Annotated in this window: 20 protein-coding genes; 15 read left to right on the top strand and 5 right to left on the bottom strand. The window is 35.8% G+C overall.

Annotated features, from left to right (window positions below; all coding sequences use genetic code 11):
* The first annotated feature begins 15 nt into the window (after positions 1 to 15).
* From EL165_RS05285 to ychF, 5 genes are all read left to right on the top strand, one after another.
* Complete coding sequence (locus tag EL165_RS05285) at positions 16 to 1,374, top strand: MFS transporter (protein WP_002978902.1); 1,359 nt, start codon at positions 16 to 18, stop codon at positions 1,372 to 1,374.
* A gap of 183 nt (positions 1,375 to 1,557) precedes the next feature.
* On the top strand, positions 1,558 to 3,174 hold the full coding sequence (locus EL165_RS05280) for a glycoside hydrolase family 10-like protein (protein WP_002978905.1): 1,617 nt from the start codon (positions 1,558 to 1,560) through the stop codon (positions 3,172 to 3,174).
* 241 nt (positions 3,175 to 3,415) lie between these two features.
* The gene (locus EL165_RS05275) at positions 3,416 to 3,967 is read left to right on the top strand and encodes a ferritin (RefSeq protein WP_002978909.1); all 552 of its coding nucleotides are present in this window, start codon (positions 3,416 to 3,418) and stop codon (positions 3,965 to 3,967) included.
* Positions 3,968 to 4,065: 98 nt separating this feature from the next.
* Positions 4,066 to 6,024 (top strand): AAA family ATPase, encoded by a 1,959-nt coding sequence (locus EL165_RS05270; RefSeq protein WP_041461460.1) that lies wholly within the window; start codon positions 4,066 to 4,068, stop codon positions 6,022 to 6,024.
* Positions 6,025 to 6,160: 136 nt separating this feature from the next.
* A complete protein-coding gene (gene ychF, locus EL165_RS05265) occupies positions 6,161 to 7,252 on the top strand; it encodes a redox-regulated ATPase YchF (protein ID WP_002978913.1) in 1,092 nt (363 codons plus the stop codon).
* Between the two features lie 164 nt (positions 7,253 to 7,416).
* Here the strand turns inward: ychF and EL165_RS05260 are convergent, their stop codons facing one another.
* Together EL165_RS05260 and EL165_RS25765 are read right to left on the bottom strand one after the other, a co-directional pair.
* Complete coding sequence (locus EL165_RS05260; protein WP_126358587.1) at positions 7,417 to 7,662, bottom strand: bacteriocin; 246 nt, start codon at positions 7,660 to 7,662, stop codon at positions 7,417 to 7,419.
* Between the two features lie 34 nt (positions 7,663 to 7,696).
* A complete protein-coding gene (locus EL165_RS25765; protein ID WP_002978915.1) occupies positions 7,697 to 7,855 on the bottom strand; it encodes a hypothetical protein in 159 nt (52 codons plus the stop codon).
* A 231-nt stretch (positions 7,856 to 8,086) separates the two neighbouring features.
* Here EL165_RS25765 and EL165_RS05255 point away from each other — a divergent pair, with 231 nt between their 5' ends.
* Both EL165_RS05255 and EL165_RS05250 read left to right on the top strand, forming a co-directional pair.
* The gene (locus tag EL165_RS05255; RefSeq protein ID WP_002978917.1) at positions 8,087 to 9,025 is read left to right on the top strand and encodes a helix-turn-helix domain-containing protein; all 939 of its coding nucleotides are present in this window, start codon (positions 8,087 to 8,089) and stop codon (positions 9,023 to 9,025) included.
* Positions 9,026 to 9,114: 89 nt separating this feature from the next.
* The gene (locus tag EL165_RS05250) at positions 9,115 to 9,879 is read left to right on the top strand and encodes an SDR family NAD(P)-dependent oxidoreductase (protein ID WP_002978919.1); all 765 of its coding nucleotides are present in this window, start codon (positions 9,115 to 9,117) and stop codon (positions 9,877 to 9,879) included.
* Positions 9,880 to 9,958: 79 nt separating this feature from the next.
* On the opposite strand, the gene EL165_RS05245 is transcribed toward EL165_RS05250, so the two are convergent.
* On the bottom strand, positions 9,959 to 11,107 hold the full coding sequence (locus EL165_RS05245) for a methionine aminotransferase (RefSeq protein WP_002978921.1): 1,149 nt from the start codon (positions 11,105 to 11,107) through the stop codon (positions 9,959 to 9,961).
* A 216-nt stretch (positions 11,108 to 11,323) separates the two neighbouring features.
* Here EL165_RS05245 and EL165_RS05240 point away from each other — a divergent pair, with 216 nt between their 5' ends.
* The 8 genes from EL165_RS05240 (at position 11,324) to EL165_RS05205 (ending at position 20,863) form a co-directional block, all read left to right on the top strand.
* Complete coding sequence (locus EL165_RS05240; protein WP_041461742.1) at positions 11,324 to 11,863, top strand: DUF2867 domain-containing protein; 540 nt, start codon at positions 11,324 to 11,326, stop codon at positions 11,861 to 11,863.
* 232 nt (positions 11,864 to 12,095) lie between these two features.
* The gene (locus EL165_RS05235) at positions 12,096 to 13,982 is read left to right on the top strand and encodes a DNA topoisomerase IV subunit B (protein ID WP_002978924.1); all 1,887 of its coding nucleotides are present in this window, start codon (positions 12,096 to 12,098) and stop codon (positions 13,980 to 13,982) included.
* Between the two features lie 105 nt (positions 13,983 to 14,087).
* Entirely contained in the window at positions 14,088 to 14,588 is a 501-nt protein-coding gene (locus tag EL165_RS05230) for a hypothetical protein (RefSeq protein WP_041461461.1), read from the top strand.
* The gene (locus EL165_RS05225) at positions 14,563 to 17,154 is read left to right on the top strand and encodes a DNA gyrase/topoisomerase IV subunit A (RefSeq protein ID WP_002978929.1); all 2,592 of its coding nucleotides are present in this window, start codon (positions 14,563 to 14,565) and stop codon (positions 17,152 to 17,154) included. Before EL165_RS05230 ends, EL165_RS05225 begins: the two co-directional genes overlap by 26 nt.
* A gap of 36 nt (positions 17,155 to 17,190) precedes the next feature.
* On the top strand, positions 17,191 to 17,832 hold the full coding sequence (locus EL165_RS05220; protein ID WP_002978931.1) for a rhomboid family intramembrane serine protease: 642 nt from the start codon (positions 17,191 to 17,193) through the stop codon (positions 17,830 to 17,832).
* Between the two features lie 29 nt (positions 17,833 to 17,861).
* Entirely contained in the window at positions 17,862 to 18,950 is a 1,089-nt protein-coding gene (locus EL165_RS05215) for a helix-turn-helix domain-containing protein (RefSeq protein WP_002978933.1), read from the top strand.
* 159 nt (positions 18,951 to 19,109) lie between these two features.
* Positions 19,110 to 19,895: an SDR family NAD(P)-dependent oxidoreductase gene (locus EL165_RS05210; RefSeq protein ID WP_002978935.1), complete on the top strand. Its 786-nt coding sequence runs from the start codon at positions 19,110 to 19,112 to the stop codon at positions 19,893 to 19,895.
* Positions 19,892 to 20,863 carry an NAD-dependent epimerase/dehydratase family protein gene (locus EL165_RS05205; RefSeq protein WP_002978937.1) on the top strand — a complete coding sequence of 324 codons (972 nt, stop codon included), beginning with the start codon at positions 19,892 to 19,894 and terminating at the stop codon, positions 20,861 to 20,863. The genes EL165_RS05210 and EL165_RS05205 overlap by 4 nt, the downstream gene beginning before the upstream one ends.
* Positions 20,864 to 20,913: 50 nt before the next feature.
* Here EL165_RS05205 and EL165_RS05200 read toward each other — a convergent pair whose 3' ends face one another.
* Positions 20,914 to 22,455, bottom strand: a complete 1,542-nt coding sequence (locus EL165_RS05200; RefSeq protein WP_228370520.1) for an L-type lectin family protein — start codon at positions 22,453 to 22,455, stop codon at positions 20,914 to 20,916.
* A gap of 7 nt (positions 22,456 to 22,462) precedes the next feature.
* On the bottom strand, positions 22,463 to 23,035 hold the full coding sequence (locus EL165_RS05195) for a hypothetical protein (protein ID WP_002978941.1): 573 nt from the start codon (positions 23,033 to 23,035) through the stop codon (positions 22,463 to 22,465).
* Between the last annotated feature and the right edge of the window lie 495 nt (positions 23,036 to 23,530).

Below are 23,530 nucleotides of genomic sequence, written 5' to 3'. Positions count from 1 at the left end.
TACAAATAACAAAATATGGATACAATAAGAATTACCCCTCAAAATAAAATATTTACTATCATTATAGCATCATCCGCAGGAACTCTGATTGAGTGGTATGACATGTTTCTTGCCATACTCCTTGCAGGTACACTGTCAGTAAACCTATTTCCAGCCGGAGAATCTCATTTTCTGGAAACATTGGCCGTTGTGGTTTCATCATTTATGTTCAGGCCTATTGGTTCTCTTATCTTCGGCAATATTGGAGATAGAATAGGGAGAAAATCTTCCTTTCTTCTGTCTCTGGTTCTAATGGGTGTTTCCACATTTTTAATAGGCTGTATTCCTCATTTTTCCACTATAGGTTGGGCGGCTCCCATTCTTTTGCTGATTTGCAGGCTGATGCAGGGGCTTGCTATCAGTGGTGAATATGCAGGTGCGGTAATATATGTAGCAGAGCATGCCCCTGCTCATAAGAGGGGATTTTATACTGGATTTATACAGGCTACGGTTCCGGTTGGTCTTTTGGTTTGTCTTGGCATTATTTTTATTGTAAAAAGTATAATGTCCGAATCAGATTTTACTGCTTATGGGTGGAGAATTCCCTTTCTTTTAAGTTCTGTTTTGGTACTGCTTAGCTTTTTTGCAAGAAAAAAACTTCATGAAAGTCCGGTTTTTGAAGAGCTTAAAAAAGCCGGGAAAACGAGCAAAGCCCCGATAAAAGAAGCTTTTACTACAAAAGGTAATATCAGAACAATGTTAAAAGCTATATTCGGGGGTAATGCCGCGCAAAGTTCAGTAATGCAGACCAGTCTTTTTGTAACCTTGTTTTTTATGCAGCGTGCTGTAAAACTGGAAGAAAATACAGTTTTATTGATCACCGGTGTTGTTACACTTTTGAGTACCTATTTTTATCAGTATTTTGGTGCTTTAAGTGATAAGATAGGTCGCAAAAAAGTTCTGATTGGAGGGTTGATTTCTAGTCTGATTATGATTCCGCTTTCTTTTTACCTTTTCATGGAAATTGGAAATCCGGATGAACTTACCGAGGTACATGCTATTAGTAATAGTGCAGTTTTACAGATAATGGGAGTCAGTTTTCTGCTTTCCGTTGCAGGAGCTGCTACCTATGGGCCGCTGGGTGCTTTTATGCTTGAAATTTTTCCCACAAAAATAAGATATACAAGTATGGGATTCTCCCAGAATATGGGAAACGGTTGCATAGGAGGAGCTACCACCTTTATAACCGAGCTTATAAAAACATCCTTTATGGTAAGTGCCGCATTGTCTCCTTTTATTGGTTTAATTTATCCTGTCTTTCTGGTTGTGGTTGCCATTATCGTTAATGTGTTGTTTATTCCTGAAACGTACAAGACAAATCTTACAGAATCATGACGAATAAAAACTATCTGATTATTTAAAAACATATTAAAAATGTAAAAATAATCAGTAAAAATATTTTATTTGTACTGATCATATTTTTAAGAAACTTTAGCTTTTCAAATTCGGATAAATGATCTTTATATTCTTAGCTTTGTACTTTTAATATCTTAGAATTTCCTTCTTCAAGAACCCAATATGAAAATCAGTAATTTAAAAGTAGTTTATCTGCTGGGTGTTTTGGCATCTTTCAGTACTGCATGTTCCGTTCAGAACAATGTTGTAAAAACACCTTCCACGAAGAATCCGACAAAACCCGCCAACAATACCAATCCGCCAAAAGTAAATCCTGCAGCTACAAATCCTGCAACAGGAACTGCTGCATCAACCGAAGATAATTTCAGAACCAATCTTCCGGAAATTAAAAGAGAATTCCGTGGTGCATGGATTGCGAGTGTGGCCAATATCAACTGGCCTTCAAGAAATGACCTTACAGTAGAGCAGCAGAAAGCAGAGGCAATCAGTATGCTTGATATGTTGAAAGATAACAACTTCAATGCAGCTATCTTTCAGATCAGACCTTCTGCAGATGCCCTTTATACAAGCAATATCGAGCCATGGTCATATTTCCTGACCGGAGAAACGGGAACTGCACCTTCTCCCAACTATGATCCGCTTCAGTTCTGGATAGAAGAAGCCCATAAAAGAGGTCTTGAACTGCATGTATGGTTAAATCCATACCGTGCACACCATACCAATGGTGGTGCCGTCAATAAACTGTCTATGGTCAATAAATTGTCCGATATTGTTGTCAGATTAAAGAACGGAATGTACTGGTTTGATCCTGCTAATCCGAAAACCCAGGGACATGTATCAAATATTGTAAAGGATATCGTAAAAAGATATGACATTGATGCCATTCATTTTGACGATTATTTCTATCCATATGCAACTTATAACAAAGGCGCAGATTTTCCTGATAATGCAAGCTGGAATGCTTATGTAAGCAGCGGAGGTACTTTATCCAGAGCAGATTGGAGAAGAGACAATGTAAATAAATTTGTGGAACGTATTTACAAAGAAATTCACGCAGAAAAAAATAATGTAAGATTCGGGATCAGTCCGTTTGGAATATGGAAACCTGGATATCCTGCAGGAATTGTAGGCTCTTCACAATATGACGAGCTGTATGCAGATGCTAAATTGTGGTTAAATAAAGGATGGGTAGATTATTTCTCACCACAGCTGTATTGGCCTATTGATTCCAAAGGACAGAGTTTTGAGGCCCTGTTGAGTTGGTGGCAGTCTGAAAATACCATGAACCGTCACTTATGGCCGGGACTGAATACTGTTGAGATCAAGGTTTCAGACCGTCCAACGGAAATTAAAAACCAAATTGACATTTCAAGAAATATCCTGAAAAATGATGCCGGGGAAATTCACTGGAGTATTGCAGGACTTACCAGAAATCCAAATATGCTTCCTGCTTTGAAAAGCGGTCCATATAACGAAAAAGCATTGGTGCCGAAATCTCCATGGATAAAAGCTGCCCCGTTGCAGACTCCTACATTGTTTATTGCTGATAACGGAAGCTTTGTGCAGACAAGCTGGAGTACAAAAAATGCTGCTGATGTATTCCTGTGGGTACTTTTTACTCAGTACAACGGAGTATGGCAAACAGAAATAGTAACGCTGGATACCCTTTCAAAAGATATTCCTAAGTCTAAAGACGGTAAAAAACTGAATGCAGTAGCCATTAAAGCCGTCGACAGATTAGGAAATGAAAGTGATTATACAGCAAGAAGAATTAAATAGTGGTATAAGACCCGCTCCAATAGGTCATTGCGAACCTTTAGGTGAAGCAATCTCAACAATAAATTTAAAACCCGGTTCTCAGACAGAACCGGGTTTTATTTTAGAATAACTATAAATTATTAATTTAAAATATTGAAAACCAGTTGTATTTTAAAGTGTATTGAGTGTTTTAAAGTAAAATAGAAACTTTATCGGAATCATTTTTGCATAGATTACTCCATAATCACCAAAATATAACATTATGAATACCAAAAGACTTTCCGACAACATGGAAAAGGCATTAAGCGATCAGATGAACAAGGAAATTCACGCGTCACACGTTTTTTTATCCTATGGAATTTGGGCTGATGATAAAGGATATCAGGGAATTGCCAATTTCCTTTACCGCCATGCTCAGGAAGAAAGAAATCATTCAATCAAATTCATGGAATATATTTTAAACAGAGGAGGAAAACCAAAAGTAGAAGCTATCCCGGCTCCTCCCGCAGATCCTGAAAATCTTACTGCTTGTTTTGACGGGGTTTTTAAGCATGAAGTAGACAATACAACCGCTATTTACAGAATTGTAGACCTTTCCATGGAAGAAAAGGACTGGGCAACATGGAATTTTATGCAATGGTTTGTACAGGAACAGATTGAAGAAGAAACATTAGCTCAGAATTTAATTGATAAATTGAAAATTGCTGGCGGTGACAGAGCTACTGATGAATCTTTATTTACTTTAGATAAAACTTTACAGGAAGCACCCAATGAAGTTCCGCTGGCTCAGGAAGCTACCGGAGACAATCCTTAAGGTCGTTCGGTGAAATCCAAACTTTTGAAAATCTGTCAGAACACTGGCAGATTTTTTTTGTAAACTAACTTTATCTATTTTTGAATAAACTAATAAATATGAGTGATAAATTTGATTTAATTTTTCCAAATGCTAATGCTTTTTATTCATATTATAATGAAAATGAAGACGAACTAGTAAAGTTATATGATCTTTCTTTAATTAATATATTTACTGGCGCTAATAACAGTGGTAAAAGTAGACTTATAAGAACTTTTCTAGATTCTAATACTATTTATTATGAACATAAATCTTTATTAAAAGAATATCTTACAGAATTTAATGAATTAATTAATAGTAAAAAATTTGGTGGGGTTAATAGCAATAACAATGTACTTTTTAATTCATTTCAAAATGATCGAGATGAAGTAGTGTTTAAAATTTTGAATTACTCTGATTTACAGATGGATATGTTGAGTGGGGTTGATTTTAATTTAAATGTTTTTAGGCTTTTAACAGAAAACTTTCATAGACTTTCTCTTAATTATTTTGGAAGTAATGGCTTTATCCAATTGCAAGGAGAGGATAAAGAAAGGATTAGTTTTTTGTTAATGCAAATAAAAAAAATGCTGCAACAAGATTTTTTTGAAGAAAAGAAAAAAATATTTATTCCAACTCTTAGAACAGCTCACTCTATTTTTCAAAAAAAAACGGATAAAAGCTTTTCAAAAATCTCAACGGATATTTTAAAAGAAACAATTGTAAAAAGTTATAATTTAAATGATGAAAAAGTAGAAATTTTTACTGGAATGGATTTGTATTATCAAATTGTAAATGTAAGAAATGATATAAAAGATAAAAGAGAAGGATTTGAAAAATTTGAAGAATTTTTATCTCAAAATTTTTTCCATGGTAAGCGTGTTGAAATTGTTGCAAAATTTAATATTTATGATAAACACAATGGCAAAGATGATTCTGAAATAATAAATGTTTTCATTGATGAGGAAAGTAAAGATTTACACGAACTAGGTGATGGTATTCAAGCCTTATTTATTTTAATGTACAAGATTTATACTTGCGATAATAAAAGTGTTATTTTTATTGATGAACCTGAGATTAACTTGCATCCTGGAATGCAACGGTTATTTTTAGAACAGATAACGAATAATAAATTTCTAAAAGAAAAGGAGATAATTTATTTCATCTCTACACATTCAAACCATTTCTTAGATTTAACAATTGAAAAAGATGATATTTCTATTTTTTTATTTAATAAAGTAAATAAAGATAAATTTATTGTCAAGAATGTTAACCATGGAGATAATTCAGCACTTCAATATCTTGGAGTAACTAATTCTTCTGTATTTCTAGCTAATTGTTCTATATGGGTTAAGGGAATTTCTGATAGAAACTATTTGAAAGCATTTTTAAAAGCATATTGTAAAGCTAATTCAAATAAAATATATCCTAAGGAAGATATTGAGTTTGCATTCATTGAATATGCTGGCAGTAATATTGATCATTATAATTTTGATGAAATCGAATTAAAAGAAAAAATAAATGCTTTTTCAATTAATAATAAAATATTCTTAATTTCTGATTATGACGGACCATATAAAAATGAAAAGCATGCTATTTATGAAGAAATAGAAAAAGAAAATAATAATTTTAAATATCAGACAACTAAGGATTATAGAGAAATAGAGAACTTATTACCATTTAGCGTTTGGGATAAAATTTTAATTAACTTTTGTGATAAGAGAAAAGTGAAAAGAGAAGAAGATTTTGAGAGAGTACAGGCAGAAATTTCAATATCTCTAAAAAAGAAAAAAATAGAAGCTTATAAAACAACCTATATTGGAAAATTATTAAAAGATATTAAAACTAATGTTCCTGAATTGAATAAAATTTGGGATAAAGCAGAAGGGACTTTAATGAACAAATCTGAAGTAAGTTTTAAAGTTTTAGAATTAACCGAACAAGGGAAAATTACTTGGGAAGATTTTAAAACAAACCCTAAAATAGTTTCCATAATACAGAATCTATATGATTTTATTCAAAAATCTAATTATAGGTAAATCATTTTTTATTACGGTTAAACTTCACTATCTTTGCACGCTGAAAGTTCAAGAATAAAAGTAATAGAGTGCGATAAACTCTAAACTTTAAACATTGAACTTTAGACTCTAAACCTTAAACTTTGAATTTTACAATATGAAATGTGGAATCGTAGGCCTGCCGAATGTAGGTAAATCAACTCTTTTTAACTGTCTGAGTAACGCTAAGGCTCAGTCTGCAAACTATCCTTTCTGTACTATTGAGCCGAACCTGGGAACGGTTTCTGTACCGGATCAGAGATTGTTTGAACTGGAAAAAATCGTAAAACCTGAGAGAGTTTTGCCAGCTGTAGTTGAGATTGTTGATATTGCAGGTCTTGTGAAGGGAGCCAGCAAAGGAGAAGGATTGGGGAACCAGTTCTTAGCCAATATCCGCGAGTGTGAAGCGATTATTCACGTTTTAAGATGTTTTGATAACGGTAATATTGTTCACGTAGAAGGTTCAGTAGATCCGTTAAGAGATAAAGAAATTATTGATATTGAGCTTCAGCTGAAAGACCTTGAAACAGTAGGAAAAGCAGTTGAGAAAGCTAAAAAGTTCATCAAGTCAGGGAAGAAAGAAGATATCCTTACTTACGAAACTCTTCAGAACTTACAGAAATTCCTTGAGGATGGTAAAAATGCAAGAGAATTCGCTACTGATGATTTTACAAAATCAATTATCGGAGAAGTTCAGTTATTAACCAATAAGCCGGTACTTTACGTTTGTAATGTGGATGAAAATTCTATCAAAAACGGAAATGAATGGATTGGTAAGATTGAAGAAATGGCTCAGAATGAAGGTGCAGAAGTAGTTGTATTGGCTGCACAGATTGAAGCTGATATCAACGAGCTTGAAACTTTTGAAGAAAGAGAAATCTTCCTTGAAGAATTAGGGCTTACAGAACCGGGAGTTAACCGTTTGATCAGAAAAGCTTATGATCTTTTAAAACTTCAGACTTATTTTACAGCTGGAGTAAAAGAAGTAAGAGCATGGACTATCGGACAGGGTTGGACTGCTCCACAGGCTGCAGGAGTTATTCACACAGACTTCGAAAAAGGATTTATCCGTGCAGAAGTAATTAAGTATAACGATTTTATCAGCTACGGGTCAGAAGCAAAAGTAAAAGAAGCCGGAAAACTTTCTGTAGAAGGTAAAGAATATATTGTACAGGATGGTGACATCATGCACTTTAGATTCAATGTATAAATAAAAGTATTAAAGTTAGTTATAAAGAAAAGCGCTTCCATGTATTTGGGAGCGTTTTTTGCTTTTAGGAGCTCGCCGTTTTAATTTATTTTGTAATTGAAAATAAGATACACTGCATAAAAAACTGCCCCCTGAAATCAGAAAGCAGTTCTTGTTATTTTATCTTATATACCTGTATCGAATCTGCATTTTGCTTCTATACAAGCTGGAGAGAAAACCACACAGTTATTGACTATATCTGTACATCTTAACTGTGATTGACCACCTCTACACTGTGGCTCATAGCATGATGGATGAGTTTGTGTGCATATTGTTCCATTTTGTATGCTACATATCATTACACCTCCTTTAATGGTTTTCAACTCTTTTTTATTGAGTTTTTTACCATTATTTAAATGTTGATTTCTCATTCGTTGAAGTTTTTATGGTTTAGTTTTTTCTTTACTACAATTCAATTCCGGGCTGGCATTGTATTTCCGCACAGGTAAAAGAATATTTTTTGCAGGTTAGGTCCGGAAGCAGGCACATTTCTTTTCCACCTGTAATTACTCTTAATTGTTTTTTGTTCAGTTTTTTCCCTTGTTTTAAATTTTTGTTTTCCATTGTTTTGATTTTTAGTGAGTTAGTTTTAACGAATGTATTAAAAATAAATGAAATATATCACGATGCTTAGAAAAAAATGAGATTTTTTTTAATATCTTATTACAATTGATATAAATTTTAAAATGATTCTAAATCTTATTCAGCATAAAAATAAAATGTTCTACTTTAGATATTTATTTGAAACCGGCTGTTTCATAACTTCGTATATTTGAATTTTACAAATCATTTGTGATGGAAAAAGTAGCACATACTTCACTGGAAGACTTTTACAGGGAAATGGCCGCCAAGCTGGGCAAAGACCTTGAAAGCATTTTTCCGAAAGGACTTCATAAAGACATCGGTCACTTTAATGTTTTCGATATTGCCCAAACTATAGAACGGGCAAAAACCACTTCGGAAATGCCTTATAACAGAAGAAAATACTATAAAATCAGTTTTATAAAAGGCAGAAACAGGGCAGAATATGCAGACAAGGTAATTTCTATACAACAGAATGCCTTATTATTTGCAACCCCAAAAGTTCCTTATCACTGGATACCTGAAGATCCGGATCAGTCAGGGAGTTTCTGCGTATTTACAGAAGATTTTTTCATTAAGGACAAATCTTATTACCACCTTGAAGATCTTCCCATTTTTCAACCTGGAGGAATACCTGTCTTTGAAATTGATGATGAACTTGCAGAAGAGATTGAAAACCTTTTTAAAAAAATAAAAAAAGAAATTGAATCTGATTACGTATTTAAATATGATCTGATTCGAAACTATGTGCTGGAATTAATCCACTATGGGCAGAAATTACAGCCCGCTTCCAAAATTTCAGCATCCAATGATGCTTCCATGCGGGTGGTTTCTTTATTTATAGAATTGCTGGAAAGACAGTTTCCTATCGAATCATGGGAGCAGAGACTGCAATTGAAGTCAGCTAAAGATTATGCTGACCGGCTGGCGGTTCATGTCAATTATCTGAATAAAAGATTAAAAGAAAGCACGGGAAAAACAACTACGGAATTTATTTCTGACCGTATTGTTCAGGAAGCTAAAATACTTTTGAAGCAGACAAGGTGGAATGTTTCCGAAATTTCTTATGCTTTGGGATTTGAAGAAGTTGCCCACTTTTCCAATTTCTTCAAAAGAAAAACAACTTTTACTCCATTGGAATTTCGCTCCTGATTTGAATTTTGCAAATTTCAGATTGATTCAGACAAACACTTCAATCCTGAAATGTCTCAACTTTGTATCATCAAAATAATCAAAATACAATGAACACAAAAACAAATATCGCACTGGTAACCGGAGGAAGCCGTGGATTGGGGAAAAATTCAGCCCTTAAAATTGCTCAGAAAGGATTAGACGTTATCATTACATACAGAAGCAACAAAGAAGAGGCGGAAGCTGTGGTTAGTGAAATAAAATCGATGGGGAGAAATGCCATTGCATTTCAGCTGGACACCAAAGACATAAAAAGTTTCGATGCTTTTGTAAAAGATGTGACAGATCATCTGAAAGAAAACACCGGAAGTACCCACATTGATTATCTTATCAATAATGCAGGTACAGCTTTATATTCACCAATTACCGAAGTTACGGAAGAGCAGCTGGATGATGTGGTAGACATTCACTTCAAAGGCGTATTTTTCCTGACTCAGAAATTTTTGCCATTTATCAATGATGGAGGAGGGATTATCAATATATCTTCAGGATTGGCAAGATTTGCAACACCAGGGTCTTCTGTCTACGGATCAATAAAAGCCGGGGTAGAAATGCTGACAAAATATATGGCTAAAGAGTTGGGGCCGAGAAAAATCAAAGCAAATGTGGTGGCTCCGGGAGCAATTGAAACTGATTTCGGCGGGGGAAGAGTGAGAGATAATGAAGAAATCAACGCAATGGTAGCTGGTGCAACAGCCCTGGGAAGAGTAGGTTTGCCGGATGATATCGGTGGAGTGGTAGCTTTCCTGTGCACAGAAGATGCCAGATGGATCAACGGACAAAGAATTGAGGTTTCCGGAGGAATGTTTTTGTAACATTTGAAGGGCCTGTCATATTAAAAGAATCAGCCGGCTCATTTTGAGCCGGCTGATTCTTTTTTTTAACCTATTGTCATTAGATCTTTGAAAGATTCTCGAGAGCCTTTTCCAGAGTCTCTTTTTTCTTGGCAAAACATAACCTGATAACATTTTCATTCAGTTTATTTTTATAAAAAGATGAGAAAGGAACACTGGCTACCTTATGGTTAATGGTAAGTTCAGAGGCAAAATCAAAATCATTTTTATCCGAAATCTTATCATATTTTACTGCCTGAAAATAAGTTCCTTCACAATCCAGCAGTTCAAACGAAGTTCCTTCCAGTCCTTTTCTCAGAAAATCTCTTTTTTCCTGGAAAAATTGGCTTAGCTGACTGTAATGTTCATCATTTTTCATGTATTCAGCCAATGCCAGCTGGATTGGAGTATTTACACAAAATACATTGAACTGATGAACCTTTCTGAATTCATCCGTAAGGCTTTTAGGAGCTGCACAATAACCGACTTTCCAGCCTGTGACATGGAAAAGCTTTCCAAAAGAGGCTACAAGCAGGCTTCTTTCTTTCAGCTCAGGATATTTGCATATGCTTACATGCTGCTTTCCGTCAAAAACAATATTTTCATACACTTCGTCGCTCAAAATAAGAATGGAAGTTCCCTTTACCAGCTCAATCAGCTCCCGTATATCATTTTCTTTCAGGATTTTTCCTGAGGGATTATTAGGATTATTAAGAATGATCATTCTGGTTTTTTCGCTGACAAGCTTTTTTACTGCAGTCCAGTCGATTTCATAATCGGGAGCTTTCATTTCAAAACGTTTCACAACACCTCCGAAAAGCTCTACAGTAGGTTCATAACAATCATAAGCCGGCTCGAAAATAATCACTTCGTCATCTTTTTTTACAAAAGAAGCAATCGCTGTAAAAATAGCCTGAGTTCCACCTGCAGTGACAGTTATTTCAGAATCCGGATGATAAATTGCCTGATGGCTGTTTTCAATTTTTCTTGCAATCTCTTCCTTTAAGCCGATCATTCCGCCGAGAGGGGCATACTGATTGAAGCCTTTTTTGATAAAATGATCTACATAATTCAGCAGTTCAGGATCAGGCATAAAATCAGGAAAACCCTGAGACAGGTTGATCGCTTCATTTTCATTGGCAAGCTGAGTCATCTGGCTGAAAATAGTAGTTCCTACATTGGAAAGTTTTGATAAAGGAAGTTGTATCATAAAAACAGTTTTGTTGATCGAATTTAATGAAATATTTAAAACAGTTTGAACTTAGGACAATAAAAATCGGAAAATAGTAAAGGTAAAGCCAATATCCGTTAAAGCCTTATAAGTTTCAATGCGAAAATTATTTTAAACATTTGTTTAAATTTTCCTTTTGAATCAGCATAAATATATCTACATTTGTTTGATAAACAACCATTAAAAACGATGACAATGAAGATTAAGAAAACAGAGTTTCCTGAAAAATCCGTTTTATCAAAAGGAAAAAAAGAGTTCGATTATATCGATAGTTTTGAAGGAGAATTTGCGCATGGTGGCCGGAATATTGATATCTCAGAAATCGGTAAAGCTTTTTTTACAAGCGGACCTAAATGGGGTAAGAGAATGTTTGCTTTCAGGAATAAAGCAGTGGGAATATTCGGGCTGAAGACCGGCTCTGAATCTGAAACGCAGCAAAAAGAACAGGGTTTTAAATGTGAAGTAGGTGAGCGTGCGGGGCTTTTTAAGGTGTTTGATAAAACCAGCAATGAAATTGTTCTGGGAGAAGATGATAAGCACCTGGATTTCAGAGTATCTCTTTTAGTTGACAGGAGTAAGGTGCATCCTGATGAACATTCACTTACCATTTCCACTACCGTAAAGTATCATAACTGGCTGGGTGTGCTTTATTTTCTGCCTGTACGGCCTTTCCATAAGCTTATTGTACCTGCTATGCTGAAAAATATAATTGTACAGCTGGAAAATAAAAAATAAAATATTGATCTGTGAATACAAAAGTAATAGTCGTCCTGTAATTGTAAACATCTTAATGAAAATTTTCAGAGTTAAAATGAATTTTATTGCTTTTGTATGTCGACTAATTTAAAGCGCTTAAAAATCAATGAGTATTCTTCTCACTGAACAATAAAAGTTAGGAAAAAATGACCTTTAAAATTCGGATAATTTTGGACAATTTTGTATTTTTGTATGTTTGCTGAAATCATATATGTCACAAGAAATAAATCCAACCTATTCCGAAGATAATATCAGAACCCTCGATTGGCAGGAACACATCCGTCTGCGCCCCGGTATGTACATCGGGAAGCTCGGTGACGGGTCTTCCGCTGATGACGGTATTTATATCCTGTTAAAAGAAATCCTTGATAACTCTATTGATGAGTTCAGGATGAGAGCAGGAAAAAGAATTGAAATAAAACTGGACGACGGAAAAGTCACAATCCGTGACTTCGGACGTGGTATTCCACTGGGGAAAGTTGTTGATGCGGTTTCAAAAATGAATACCGGAGGTAAGTACGACAGTAAGGCTTTTAAAAAATCTGTAGGATTGAACGGGGTGGGTACCAAAGCGGTAAATGCCCTTTCAGATTACTTCAGAGTCCGCTCTTTCCGTGACGGAAAAATGAAAGCCGCCGAATTCTCCCGTGGTATGATCAAGGAAAACTTTGAGGAGAAAGAGACTTCAGACAGAAACGGGACTGAAATTTCTTTTATCCCTGATGGAGAAATCTTCCTGCATTTCAAGTACAGAAAAGAGTATATCGAAAGAATGCTCCGAAACTATGCATATCTGAATCCGGGACTTAAAATTCTTTTCAACGGAGAAACCTATTACTCTGAAAACGGTCTTAAAGACTTATTGGAAGAAGAGCTGGAAAGTGATATCCTTTATCCGATTGTCCATTTAAAGGATGATGATATTGAGGTGGCTATTACCCATTCTGACAAATCTCAGACAGAAACCTATTTCTCGTTCGTTAACGGACAGAATACAACGCAGGGAGGTACACACCTTAATGCATTCCGTGAAGCATATGTAAAAACGGTTCGTGAGTTTTTCAATAAAAGTTTTGATGCTTCGGACATCAGAAAATCTATTATTGCAGCAATCTCAATCAATGTAGAAGAGCCGGTTTTCGAGTCTCAGACCAAAACAAAATTAGGATCTAATGACATGGGACCGAACGGACCTACAGTCAGAACCTTCATTATCGATTTCCTTAAAAGCAAACTGGACAATTTTTTACATAAAAATCCAGAAATAGCAGAAGCAATTCAGAGAAAAATCTTAATTTCCGAAAGAGAAAGAAAGGAACTTTCAGGAATTCAGAAGCTGGCAAGGGAAAGAGCTAAAAAAGTATCGCTTCACAATAAAAAGCTTCGTGACTGCAGACAGCATTATAACGATCAGAAAGCCGAGAGAAAAGGGGATACCCAGATCTTCATTACCGAAGGAGATTCGGCATCAGGATCTATTACAAAATCCAGGGATGTAGAAACGCAGGCAGTATTTTCACTGAAAGGTAAACCTCTTAACTGTTATGGGCTTACCAAGAAAGTGGTATATGAAAATGAAGAATTTAACCTTCTTCAGGCAGCTCTAAATATTGAAGAAAGTCTGGAAGACCTAAGATATAACCAGGTAATTATTGCTACCGATGCCGATGTTGATGGGATGCACATCCGGTTGCTGATGATTACTTTCTTCCTGCAGTTCTTTCCGGATCTGATTAAAAACGGACATCTTTATATCCTTCAGACTCCTTTATTCAGAGTAAGAAATAAAAAAGAAACCCGATATTGCTATACAGAACAAGAAAGAGTAAAAGCCTTAAACGAACTGGGAAAGAATCCTGAGATTACACGATTTAAGGGATTGGGAGAAATTTCTCCGGATGAGTTTAAGCATTTTATTGGTAAAGATATCCGTTTAGAACCTGTAGTAGTAGGAAAAGACCAGACGATTGATCAACTTCTGGAATTTTACATGGGAAAAAACACTCCGGACAGACAAACTTTCATTCTTGAAAACCTTGTTGTAGAAGATGACTCAGATATTGATAAAAAAGAAATTCTGGATGAAGTTGAAAACTAAAACTTGAAACTTAAAAACTGGTTGTAAATACCAGTACATTGACTGAAAAAAACACAATTTTGGATGAAGTAAGAATTATAAAACTTACACAGCCAAAAAAATAAAATGAGACTAAGTAACCGTAATAAAGCATCGATTTATAACTCTCTGAGTACGTTGCTTTTGATGATAACCATGTTTGGTATAATAGCATTTATTGCTAATGAATACCGGTTTAACGCAATAGGTAATGAAAGTTATTTATTGATTGTTATACCCATTCTGCTGCTGATCATATTTTACATCAGCGGGAGGCAGATTTTTGAATATGACAGCGATGGAGAAGCTTTGAATTTTAAAAACAGGAATATTATTCCTTTTTTGGATAAGCCTCTTCACGATGAATTTCCAAAATACAAACTGGTAAAATATGATGTGGTCAGTATTCTCTTTTTCAAAAGATTATACATTACCGTTTCCAGCAAAAATAATGGTTCTACGATACTTAAGTACCAGATCTCTTATTTGAGTAGAAAAGAAGTAAACGATTTAAAACTTTCTCTGAACAAAGTAGTGAAAGCTAATAAAGATAAAAAAACAGATGACGACAGAAGAATATTCGCATGAGGGTGAAAGCTTAAAAAAAGTTTCCGGTTTATACAAAGACTGGTTCCTTGATTATGCTTCCTATGTAATTTTGGATAGAGCTATCCCTTCGATATATGATGGTTTAAAACCCGTTCAGCGAAGAATTATGCACTCTATGCGGGAACTGGAAGACGGCCGTTACAATAAAGTGGCCAATATCGTGGGAAATACCATGAAATATCACCCGCACGGTGATGCTTCCATTACAGACGCCATGGTGCAGATCGGGCAGAAAGAGCTGTTGATAGATACCCAGGGAAACTGGGGTAATATTTATACAGGAGACTCTGCTGCTGCTGCAAGATATATAGAAGCAAGACTGACTCCTTTTGCGCTGGAGGTGGTCTTTAATCCTAAAACTACGGAATGGACAAAGTCTTATGACGGAAGAAACAATGAGCCTATTGATTTACCTGTAAAATTTCCTTTACTCCTTGCACAGGGTGTGGAAGGTATCGGGGTTGGACTTTCCACCAAAATACTTCCTCATAACTTCAATGAGCTTATCAATGCATCTGTAGCCTATTTAAAAGGTAAAAAATTTGAACTCTATCCCGACTTTTTAACAGCCGGTTATCTCGACGTTTCTGAGTATAACGACGGCCACAGAGGAGGAAAAGTAAGAGCAAGAGCAAAAATTACCCAGACGGATAAGCACACATTGGTGATTTCCGAACTTCCATACTCCAAAACAACAACCGATCTTATTGACTCTATTTTAAAAGCCAATGAGAAAGGAAAGATCAAAATCAAAAAGATTGAGGATAATACTTCAGATAAAGTAGAGATCCTGATTCATATTCATAATGATGTTTCTCCGGATAAAACTATTGATGCCCTGTATGCCTTTACAGACTGTCAGGTAACTATTTCGCCGAATGCCTGTGTTATCGTAGGAGATAAGCCGATGTTCATGAATGTATCTGAGATTCTGAAAATGAATACAGATCATACGGTATCCTTACTGAAAAAAGAACTTGAAATTGAGCTTCATGAACTTCAGGAAAGCTGGCATTTTTCCTCGTTGGAAAGAATTTTCATCGAGAACAGAATTTACCATGACATAGAAGAGGTGAAAACCTGGGAAGATGTATTAAAGACCATTGATGCAGGATTAAAACCTCATACAAAACATCTTTTAAGAGCCGTTACAGAAGAGGATATCTTAAAGCTGACGGAGATCAGAATCAAGAGAATTTCAAGATTTGATTTAGATAAATTTAAAGAAAATATTGCATCGCTGGAAGGTAAGATAGAACAGGTAAAATACAATCTGGAAAACCTGATCGCTTATGCCATTGATTATTATTTAAATATTCAGAAAAAATACGGTAAAGACAAACAGAGAAGAACTGAGCTCAGAATTTTTGATACGATTGATGCTACAAAAGTAGCCGTAGCCAACGAAAAGTTCTATGCGAATTTTGAAGAAGGTTTCATTGGTACATCGCTAAAAAAAGATCAGTATTTGTTTGACTGTTCTGATATTGATGACATCATCACTTTCAGAAAAGACGGAAGTATGAAGGTGGTAAAAGTGGAAGCAAAAACTTTTATCGGAAAAGATATTCTTCACGTTGCCGTATGGAAGAAAAACGATAAAAGGACAGTGTATAATATGATCTACCGTGAAGGCAGGGAAGGACCATATTATATGAAACGTTTCTCTGTAACAGGGGTAACCAGAAATACAGATTATCCGTTAGCTTCAGATAAAAAAGGTTCGGAAACACTGTATTTCTCAGCAAACCCAAATGGAGAAGCAGAAACAGTAACAGTACTTTTAAAGCCGAATCCAAGAATCAGAAAAAATAAAATGGAAATCAATTTCTCTGATCTTGCCATCAAAGGGCGTGATTCCAAAGGAAATCTGGTCACAAAATATGCCGTGAAGAAAGTGGACCTGAAGGAAGAAGGAGTTTCTACCCTGGCTCCAAGAAAGATCTGGTTTGATGATACCGTAAGAAGACTGAATGCAGATGCAAGAGGAACATTACTGGGAAGCTTCAAAGGAGATGACAAAATCCTTACCATCAATACAAACGGTGAAGTAAAACTGGTTTCTTTTGATCTTGGCAACCGTTTTGATGATGAATATCTGGTACTGGAAAAGTGGAAACCTGAACAGCCGATTACCTGCATTTATTATGACGGAGAAAAAGATATTTATTTCATAAAGAGATTCTTACTGGAAAATACAGTAAATGTACAGACATTTATGCCATCTGAACATCCTAAATCCTTTATTGAAAATGTAATTGTTGCCAATGACGCCACAGCAGAAATTATTTTTGCCAAAGATAAAGGAAAAGAACGCGAGCCGGAAGTTGTGAATATTGATGAATTCATTGCTGTAAAAGGAATAAAAGCAATCGGAAACCAGTTTACCAAGTTCAAAGTGAAAGCCATCAATATTACCATTCCTGAACCTGTAGAAGAAGAGCCTGAAGTTTATGAAGATCCTGAACCAACCGGTGATCCTGACGAAGATGGAGGGATGATCGGAGATCTGTTTCAGGATGACGGGAATAATGAAAATGAATAGAGATCTGCCTGTTCCCGCATAATATAAAAAAATATCATGGATATAATTGTTATCATTATCATTGCTGCCACATGTATCTTCAGTTACATGGGGTTCAATAATACAGCATTATTTGAAAAATATAAATTCAATGTCGCGGCTATTGCCAACCGAAAGGAATATGTCAGGCTGATCAGCTCTGCATTTTTGCATGCTGACTTTATGCATTTATTTTTCAATATGCTTTCCCTGTATTTTTTCCAGGGTGTAGTTATTAGTTTCTTTGGTGAAACGGGATTTTTAATCCTTTATTTCGGATCCATGATCCTTGGGAACTTATTCAGTTTGCAGATCTATAAAAATCAGCCGTGGTATTCCGCAATCGGAGCATCTGGAGCAGTTTCAGGAATTATCTTTGCTTCTATAGCAATGGCTCCGAATGAGATCAGTGTCAATTTCTTGCCGGGATGGTTATTCGGAACCCTGTATTTCGGATATTCGGTATATATGATGTTGAATCCAAAGCAGTGGGATAATCTGGGGCACGCAGCCCATCTTGGAGGAGCGTTCTTCGGATTGGTTTACTCTATTGTAATGCATCCGCAGCTGGCCATGAGCAACAGCCTTTTCCTGGGAATAATGTCGCTTCCGCTGATTTATTTAGGATATGAAATCTTTGTAAGGAAACGAATAGGATAAAGACTATTTCAATTAAAATATCAAAACCAATGAACACATCAGAGTTAAACAGTTTCATCGTGATACTTATCTATGGTTCATTGGTTTTGCTTTCTCTGCTGAAGCTGGCTAATCCTTTGAAAGTAAACCATAAGGCTAATTTCTGGTTTGGCATATTTCTTTTTCTGTGGTCTACTTTTTGGCTCGATGAAGTTCTTTTTCTCATTACCGGCTCAATAGTAGAATTTCATTCTCTCTTTTGGGTTAAATTTATTCAGTTTTTTACACCCATTGTTTTTTACTTCAGTGTGTTGTTCTATACCAATCCTTCCTTTACCTTTAAAATCACTGATATAAAGTTTTTATTGCTTCCTGCAGCTTTTCTGGGATGTCTTATAATGGTAAAACTGGGGTATGAAACACCGTTTCAGTACATAAGTATTATTTTAATCCTGATACAGGCTTTTTTCTATACCCTGCTTTCCTATATTACCATCAGAAAACATCAAAGGAGAATCCAGCAGTTTTCCTCCAACACGGAAGGGATCAATCTGAACTGGCTGGAGTATATTATCCTGGTAATGCTTATCGTAAACATCATCTATATCATTTATAACCTGTTCTACGATCCGAAATCCCTGAATTTCTTTATCAACACTGTTTTTTTACTCGTGATCTACTGGGTAGGATACTACTCTATGAAACAAAGAGAGATTTATCCTCTGGAAGAAAAACAGAGAGAAGAACTGATCTCCATTAATGAAGATTCCGGCTCGGAAGAAGTAAAGAGAAAACTGATTTCTGATGAGGAATTGTTAAAAATTAAAATTTCCCTTCAAACTCTAATGGAAGTGCAGAAGCCTTATCTTGATAGTGAACTGAATCTCATCAGGCTGGCAGAAATGCTGTCCGTCTCTACCCATCATTTATCTTACGTCATCAATACAGGCTTCGGGAAAAATTTCTTTCAATATGTCAATGAATACAGAGTAGACTATGCCAAAAAACTTCTAAAAGAGCCGGACAGCAAATTATCCATTCTGGGAATCGCTTACGAATCCGGGTTCAATTCCAAAACCTCCTTTAATACAACCTTTAAAAAAGTAACCGGGCAAACTCCTTCTGAGTTTAAAAAATAAGTTCAGTTTTATAAGTTTTAACTTTTTAATGAGTTTAAATTATTGATTTTTAACTCATTGAGTTTTGAGTGTTTTTTATTTTAAAATACGTTCGTCCGGATAAAACTGAACATCAGAACGTTGTTCACATGATAGCTTTGTACCATAAAATGTAAACTTATGGATACCAAAGAATCATATGCGGTAGTGACGGGAGCAAGCCAGGGACTTGGAAAATCATTTGCTGAACATCTTGCAAAACAAAAGATCAACCTTATCCTTGTAAGTCTTCCGCATCAGAATCTCAAAGAGCTTTCCCGGGAACTCGAAAAGCTCTATGAAGTAAAAGTTCAGTATTATGAAACAGATCTTTCCGTGAATGAAAATGTCATGAAACTTACCGAATGGCTCAATCAGTCTTTTGCCATTCATATCCTGATCAATAATGCCGGACTTGGCGGAACTAAAAAATTCACGGAAGCCTCTTCTGATTATATCAATACCATTTTGCAGGTAAATGTTGCGGCTACTTCTTTAATTACCCATCAGCTTCTTCCCAATCTTTTAAAACAACCCGAAGCTTACATCCTGAATGTTTCAAGTATGGCAGCATTTTCTCCGATAGGCTTTAAGACGGTATATCCGGCATCCAAAAGTTTTATCCATTCCTTTTCAAGAGGGCTGCGCGAGGAGCTTAAAGATACTAATGTCTTTGTAAGCGTTGTTAATCCGGGAGCGATGAAAACGAATACGGATGTATGCAAAAGAATAGAAAAGCAAGGCTTTATGGGAAGATTAACGCTTTTAAATCCTGATAGGGTAGCTTCTTACTGTATCCGGCAGTTATTTAAAAAAGATTCCGTAATTATGGTGAATCCAATCAGCTGGCTGGTGATAAAAATTTTACCCATATGGATCAGACTGCCATTAATGACCCAAGCAATAAAAAGAGAGATCGAAGCATGAAAAAAATTTGCGTAACCGGAGCTACAGGGCTTCTGGGAACTAATGTTATTCTTAAATTATTACAAAATGGTTATTCTGTTATTGCTCTGGTGCGCAAGAAAAGCAGCTGGCTGGGTGAAGAAAACGAAAATCTGAAACTTATAGAATCTGATCTTTTATCCGATGTTTCAACACATCTTACCAATATTGACTGTATCATTCATATTGCCGCAGAGACACGTCAGAATCTTATCAATTATGATGAATACAGGAAAGTGAATTATGAAATGGTTGTAAATCTGTCGAAATATGCAGAGATAATGGAGGTGAAAAAGTTTTTATTTGTAAGCACGGCAAATACCTTGGGTTGCGGAGAGACAGCGCTCTGGGGAAGTGAAAAAGCACCTCAGATATATCCTTTTACCCATTCCTGGTATGCCCAAAGCAAATTGGCTGCTGAAGATTATCTTTTAAAAAATATTAAAAATACTGAGGTGATCATTGTAAATCCTACTTTTATGATCGGTGCGTATGACAGCAAGCCAAGTTCAGGTAAAATTATTTTCTGGGCCTGGAAAAAGAAAGTAATATTCTATCCGAAAGGAGGCAAGAACTTTGTACATGTGGAAGATGCTGCCATCGGAATTGTGAATGCCATTGAAAAAGGGCGGAATGGTGAAAAATACCTTTTAGCTAACGAAAATTTGAGCTACAGAGAATTTTTCAGGAAAGTAAACCGGATTACCGGTCAAAAGCCTGTTATGATAGCTATTCCAGACAAGGTGTTGAACTTTCTTGGATTAATTGGTGACGGCCTGCGAAAATTAAAAATAAAAACCAATCTCAGCTCTTCCAATATGAAGGCACTTCAGATCCGTAATTATTATAACAACCGGAAATCGGTAAAGGAACTTGGGATAAAGTATCAGCCTGTTGATAAAGCAATTGAAGATGCTGTCCGGTATTTTGTTAAGAATAAAAAGTATTGATTTGCCCGTTAAAAATAAAAAACCAGCTGCTGAGAGCTGGTTATATCAAATTATCTTATAATTTTCTGAGTTACATTTCTGTTGGAAATAACACAGGCTTTACTGCAGTTATTTGAACTTGAAATATTAACCTGTACCAGTGCAGGCAATGACCTGTATTCTTCTGTATTGTAAGGAGCTTCAGTACCATTTCTGCCACCACCTTTGATGTCATACTGTATCTGAGCCACACCGGTAAACCCGGCGGCAGGTTTGAAAGAAAGCGCTCCGGTAGTAGGAAAATAAGTCCACGTTCCCTGACTGTTCGTATAAACATTTCCGGTTATATTCGGAATCACAGCTCCATTACTGTCCAGGAAACGGAATGAATTAAAATCAAGATTATTATACGAAAGTGTTGGCGGATTCTGACCGTTTGCTGAAGAATAAGCTGCATCATTTAGCAAAGGATAATAAGTTGATTTTATTCCCGGACAGCCTGCAAACAAATCATCCGTTACTTCAGCTGCATAAGGTCTCGTCACGCCCAGGTTTTTCAATAAATGTATATTTTTAGCAGCTCCGGTAGAAGCCGCAAAACCAATTCTGAAAGTAGCGGGAGGTGAGGTATCCAGCGTTCTTACTGTGGTGTTGGATATTGTGGTTTCGGTATATTTAAGAGAGGTCGGATAATAATAATTATCAATCACTTTTTCTTTCACAGTTCCATGCTGTATTTCCAGGGTAATATTGTAACCTCCGGCAGGATTGGGTACCAACGTAATATAGGCTTTACGGAATCTTGCATCATTTTCATTCTGAGGAATTGTAGTTCCGCCGCTTTCAATACTGAACTGCTGAAGATTCGTATTTCTAATACCGATATACTTTCCAGTCTGGGTATCCAGATAAGCAGACCTGTTGCTGCTGGAAGGAGCTGCATTGGTAGCAATACTGTAAAGCAGAGGATAACCATTGTATCCGGCAGGCTCAGCTGATGACAGATATTGGTTTCCGCGTTTTGCCCTTAAAGACACATTGCTTCTTCCATCTGCCAGTGTTACTCCAAAAATTCCATTTCTTACACGCTCTCCTTGTTTAAAGCTTGTTTTAAAATTCCCGAATTCATCCAGACCAATTCCCAGGTAGGCTCCTCTCAATCCTTCCGTAGATTCACCACCACGTACAAAACTATATCCCAATCCTCCGCCGAAGTAGCCAAGATTAAGCTGCTCTTTGGGAATGGAACCATCTACCAGAAATATCGAAATACCATCTCCTCCGTTAGTATTTCCTCCATAAATGGCAAATTCAAACTCGAACTTGATACCCTGATCACTTTTAAATATCTTGTCAGCCAATATCACTCCTCCGGAAATATTATTTACACTACGGGTAAGCCTAAGACCATCCGTGGTAAAGGTAGCATCATTCTGAACACCACTGGTAGAAACTTTATAAGCTTCCTGAGGCTGTAATCCCTGTGTGAAATTGACAAAATAAGGATAACCGGTTCCCTGTTCATTCTGAGCCTTGATATTCTGGGTGAATATCATCACGGGAAGCATCAACAAAAACCTTTTGCATTGTACAATTGAGGTACTTTTTATCATAGCTCAATTATTTAACAACAAAAACAATATTGATGAAAGAACAGTCTGTTGCTGCTGCTTTAACGTCGTAAGTCATTACACCATCATCAGAAATAGAAATATTGCTGAATACATTAGGATCAGCATCGGTTACGTAATAGTAAAGGTCCTTGCTTGAAGGGAAAAAAGGAATTGAAGCAGGAGCGCTGATACTCTTTGCTTTTGGGGAACCGAACTGCGTTTTATATAAGGTATATAAATCTTTAGTCCTGCCGTTCGCTGTGATTGAAGTGTCAAAAGAAACACTTGGCATGTAAAACATTTTTACAGCATTACTGCTGATACATAGCCAGTCAGGCTTGGCTGGAGTTCCTATATTCTGGCTCAGACATTTCTTGTCGGTGTCATAGATAAGAAGTGAGTTGGCCGGATTGGTAATCGCATCTCTTTTTGCTGTAGTAAGTCTTGGTATCAGTATTCCTTTATTCTGACTGTAAATGTCCAGCATGGCACTCTCATCAGGTGCGGGGATGTTAATACCTACTTGGGCAAATGAAAATGAACTTACTAAAACGATTGGTAGAAATAATTTTTTAATCATGATGAATTAATAATTTTTTATCTGTGTATTTTTATGTGTTTATATTGTGTTTTTATGAAGAATCAGTCAATTTTAATCTTAATGGACATAATTATCTATGACAATTCATTTAGAATAATCATTTATACTGATTTAATGGCATAATGGGGTTCTCAGGTCCAAAGCCAGTACAGATTAAAATGCGGGTCTCCATGAGACCATACTATGGCTTTATCTGAAAATATCTGCTAAGTAAATTGATGTAAGCAGCCTTTTATATTGAATATACGGCGGTGTACCAGTGAAAATCATAATTTTTGTGTTTTTTGCAAATATACGAATAAAATACTAAAAAACCTGCTTTAAATAGCTTGTGAGTTGATTTAACACTATTTGTTAGTTAAATTAATATTTTTTAATTTAAATTTTTATTAAGATAACAAGATATGTAGATTGTTTTTAATGTATAAAATGTTGAATTAAATAAAAATAAGTGTAAAATATGAAATACAGAGA

Source organism: Chryseobacterium gleum (genome assembly GCF_900636535.1).
Taxonomy (GTDB): Bacteria; Bacteroidota; Bacteroidia; order Flavobacteriales; family Weeksellaceae; genus Chryseobacterium; species Chryseobacterium gleum.
This window is presented reverse-complemented; position numbering and strand designations above follow the sequence as displayed.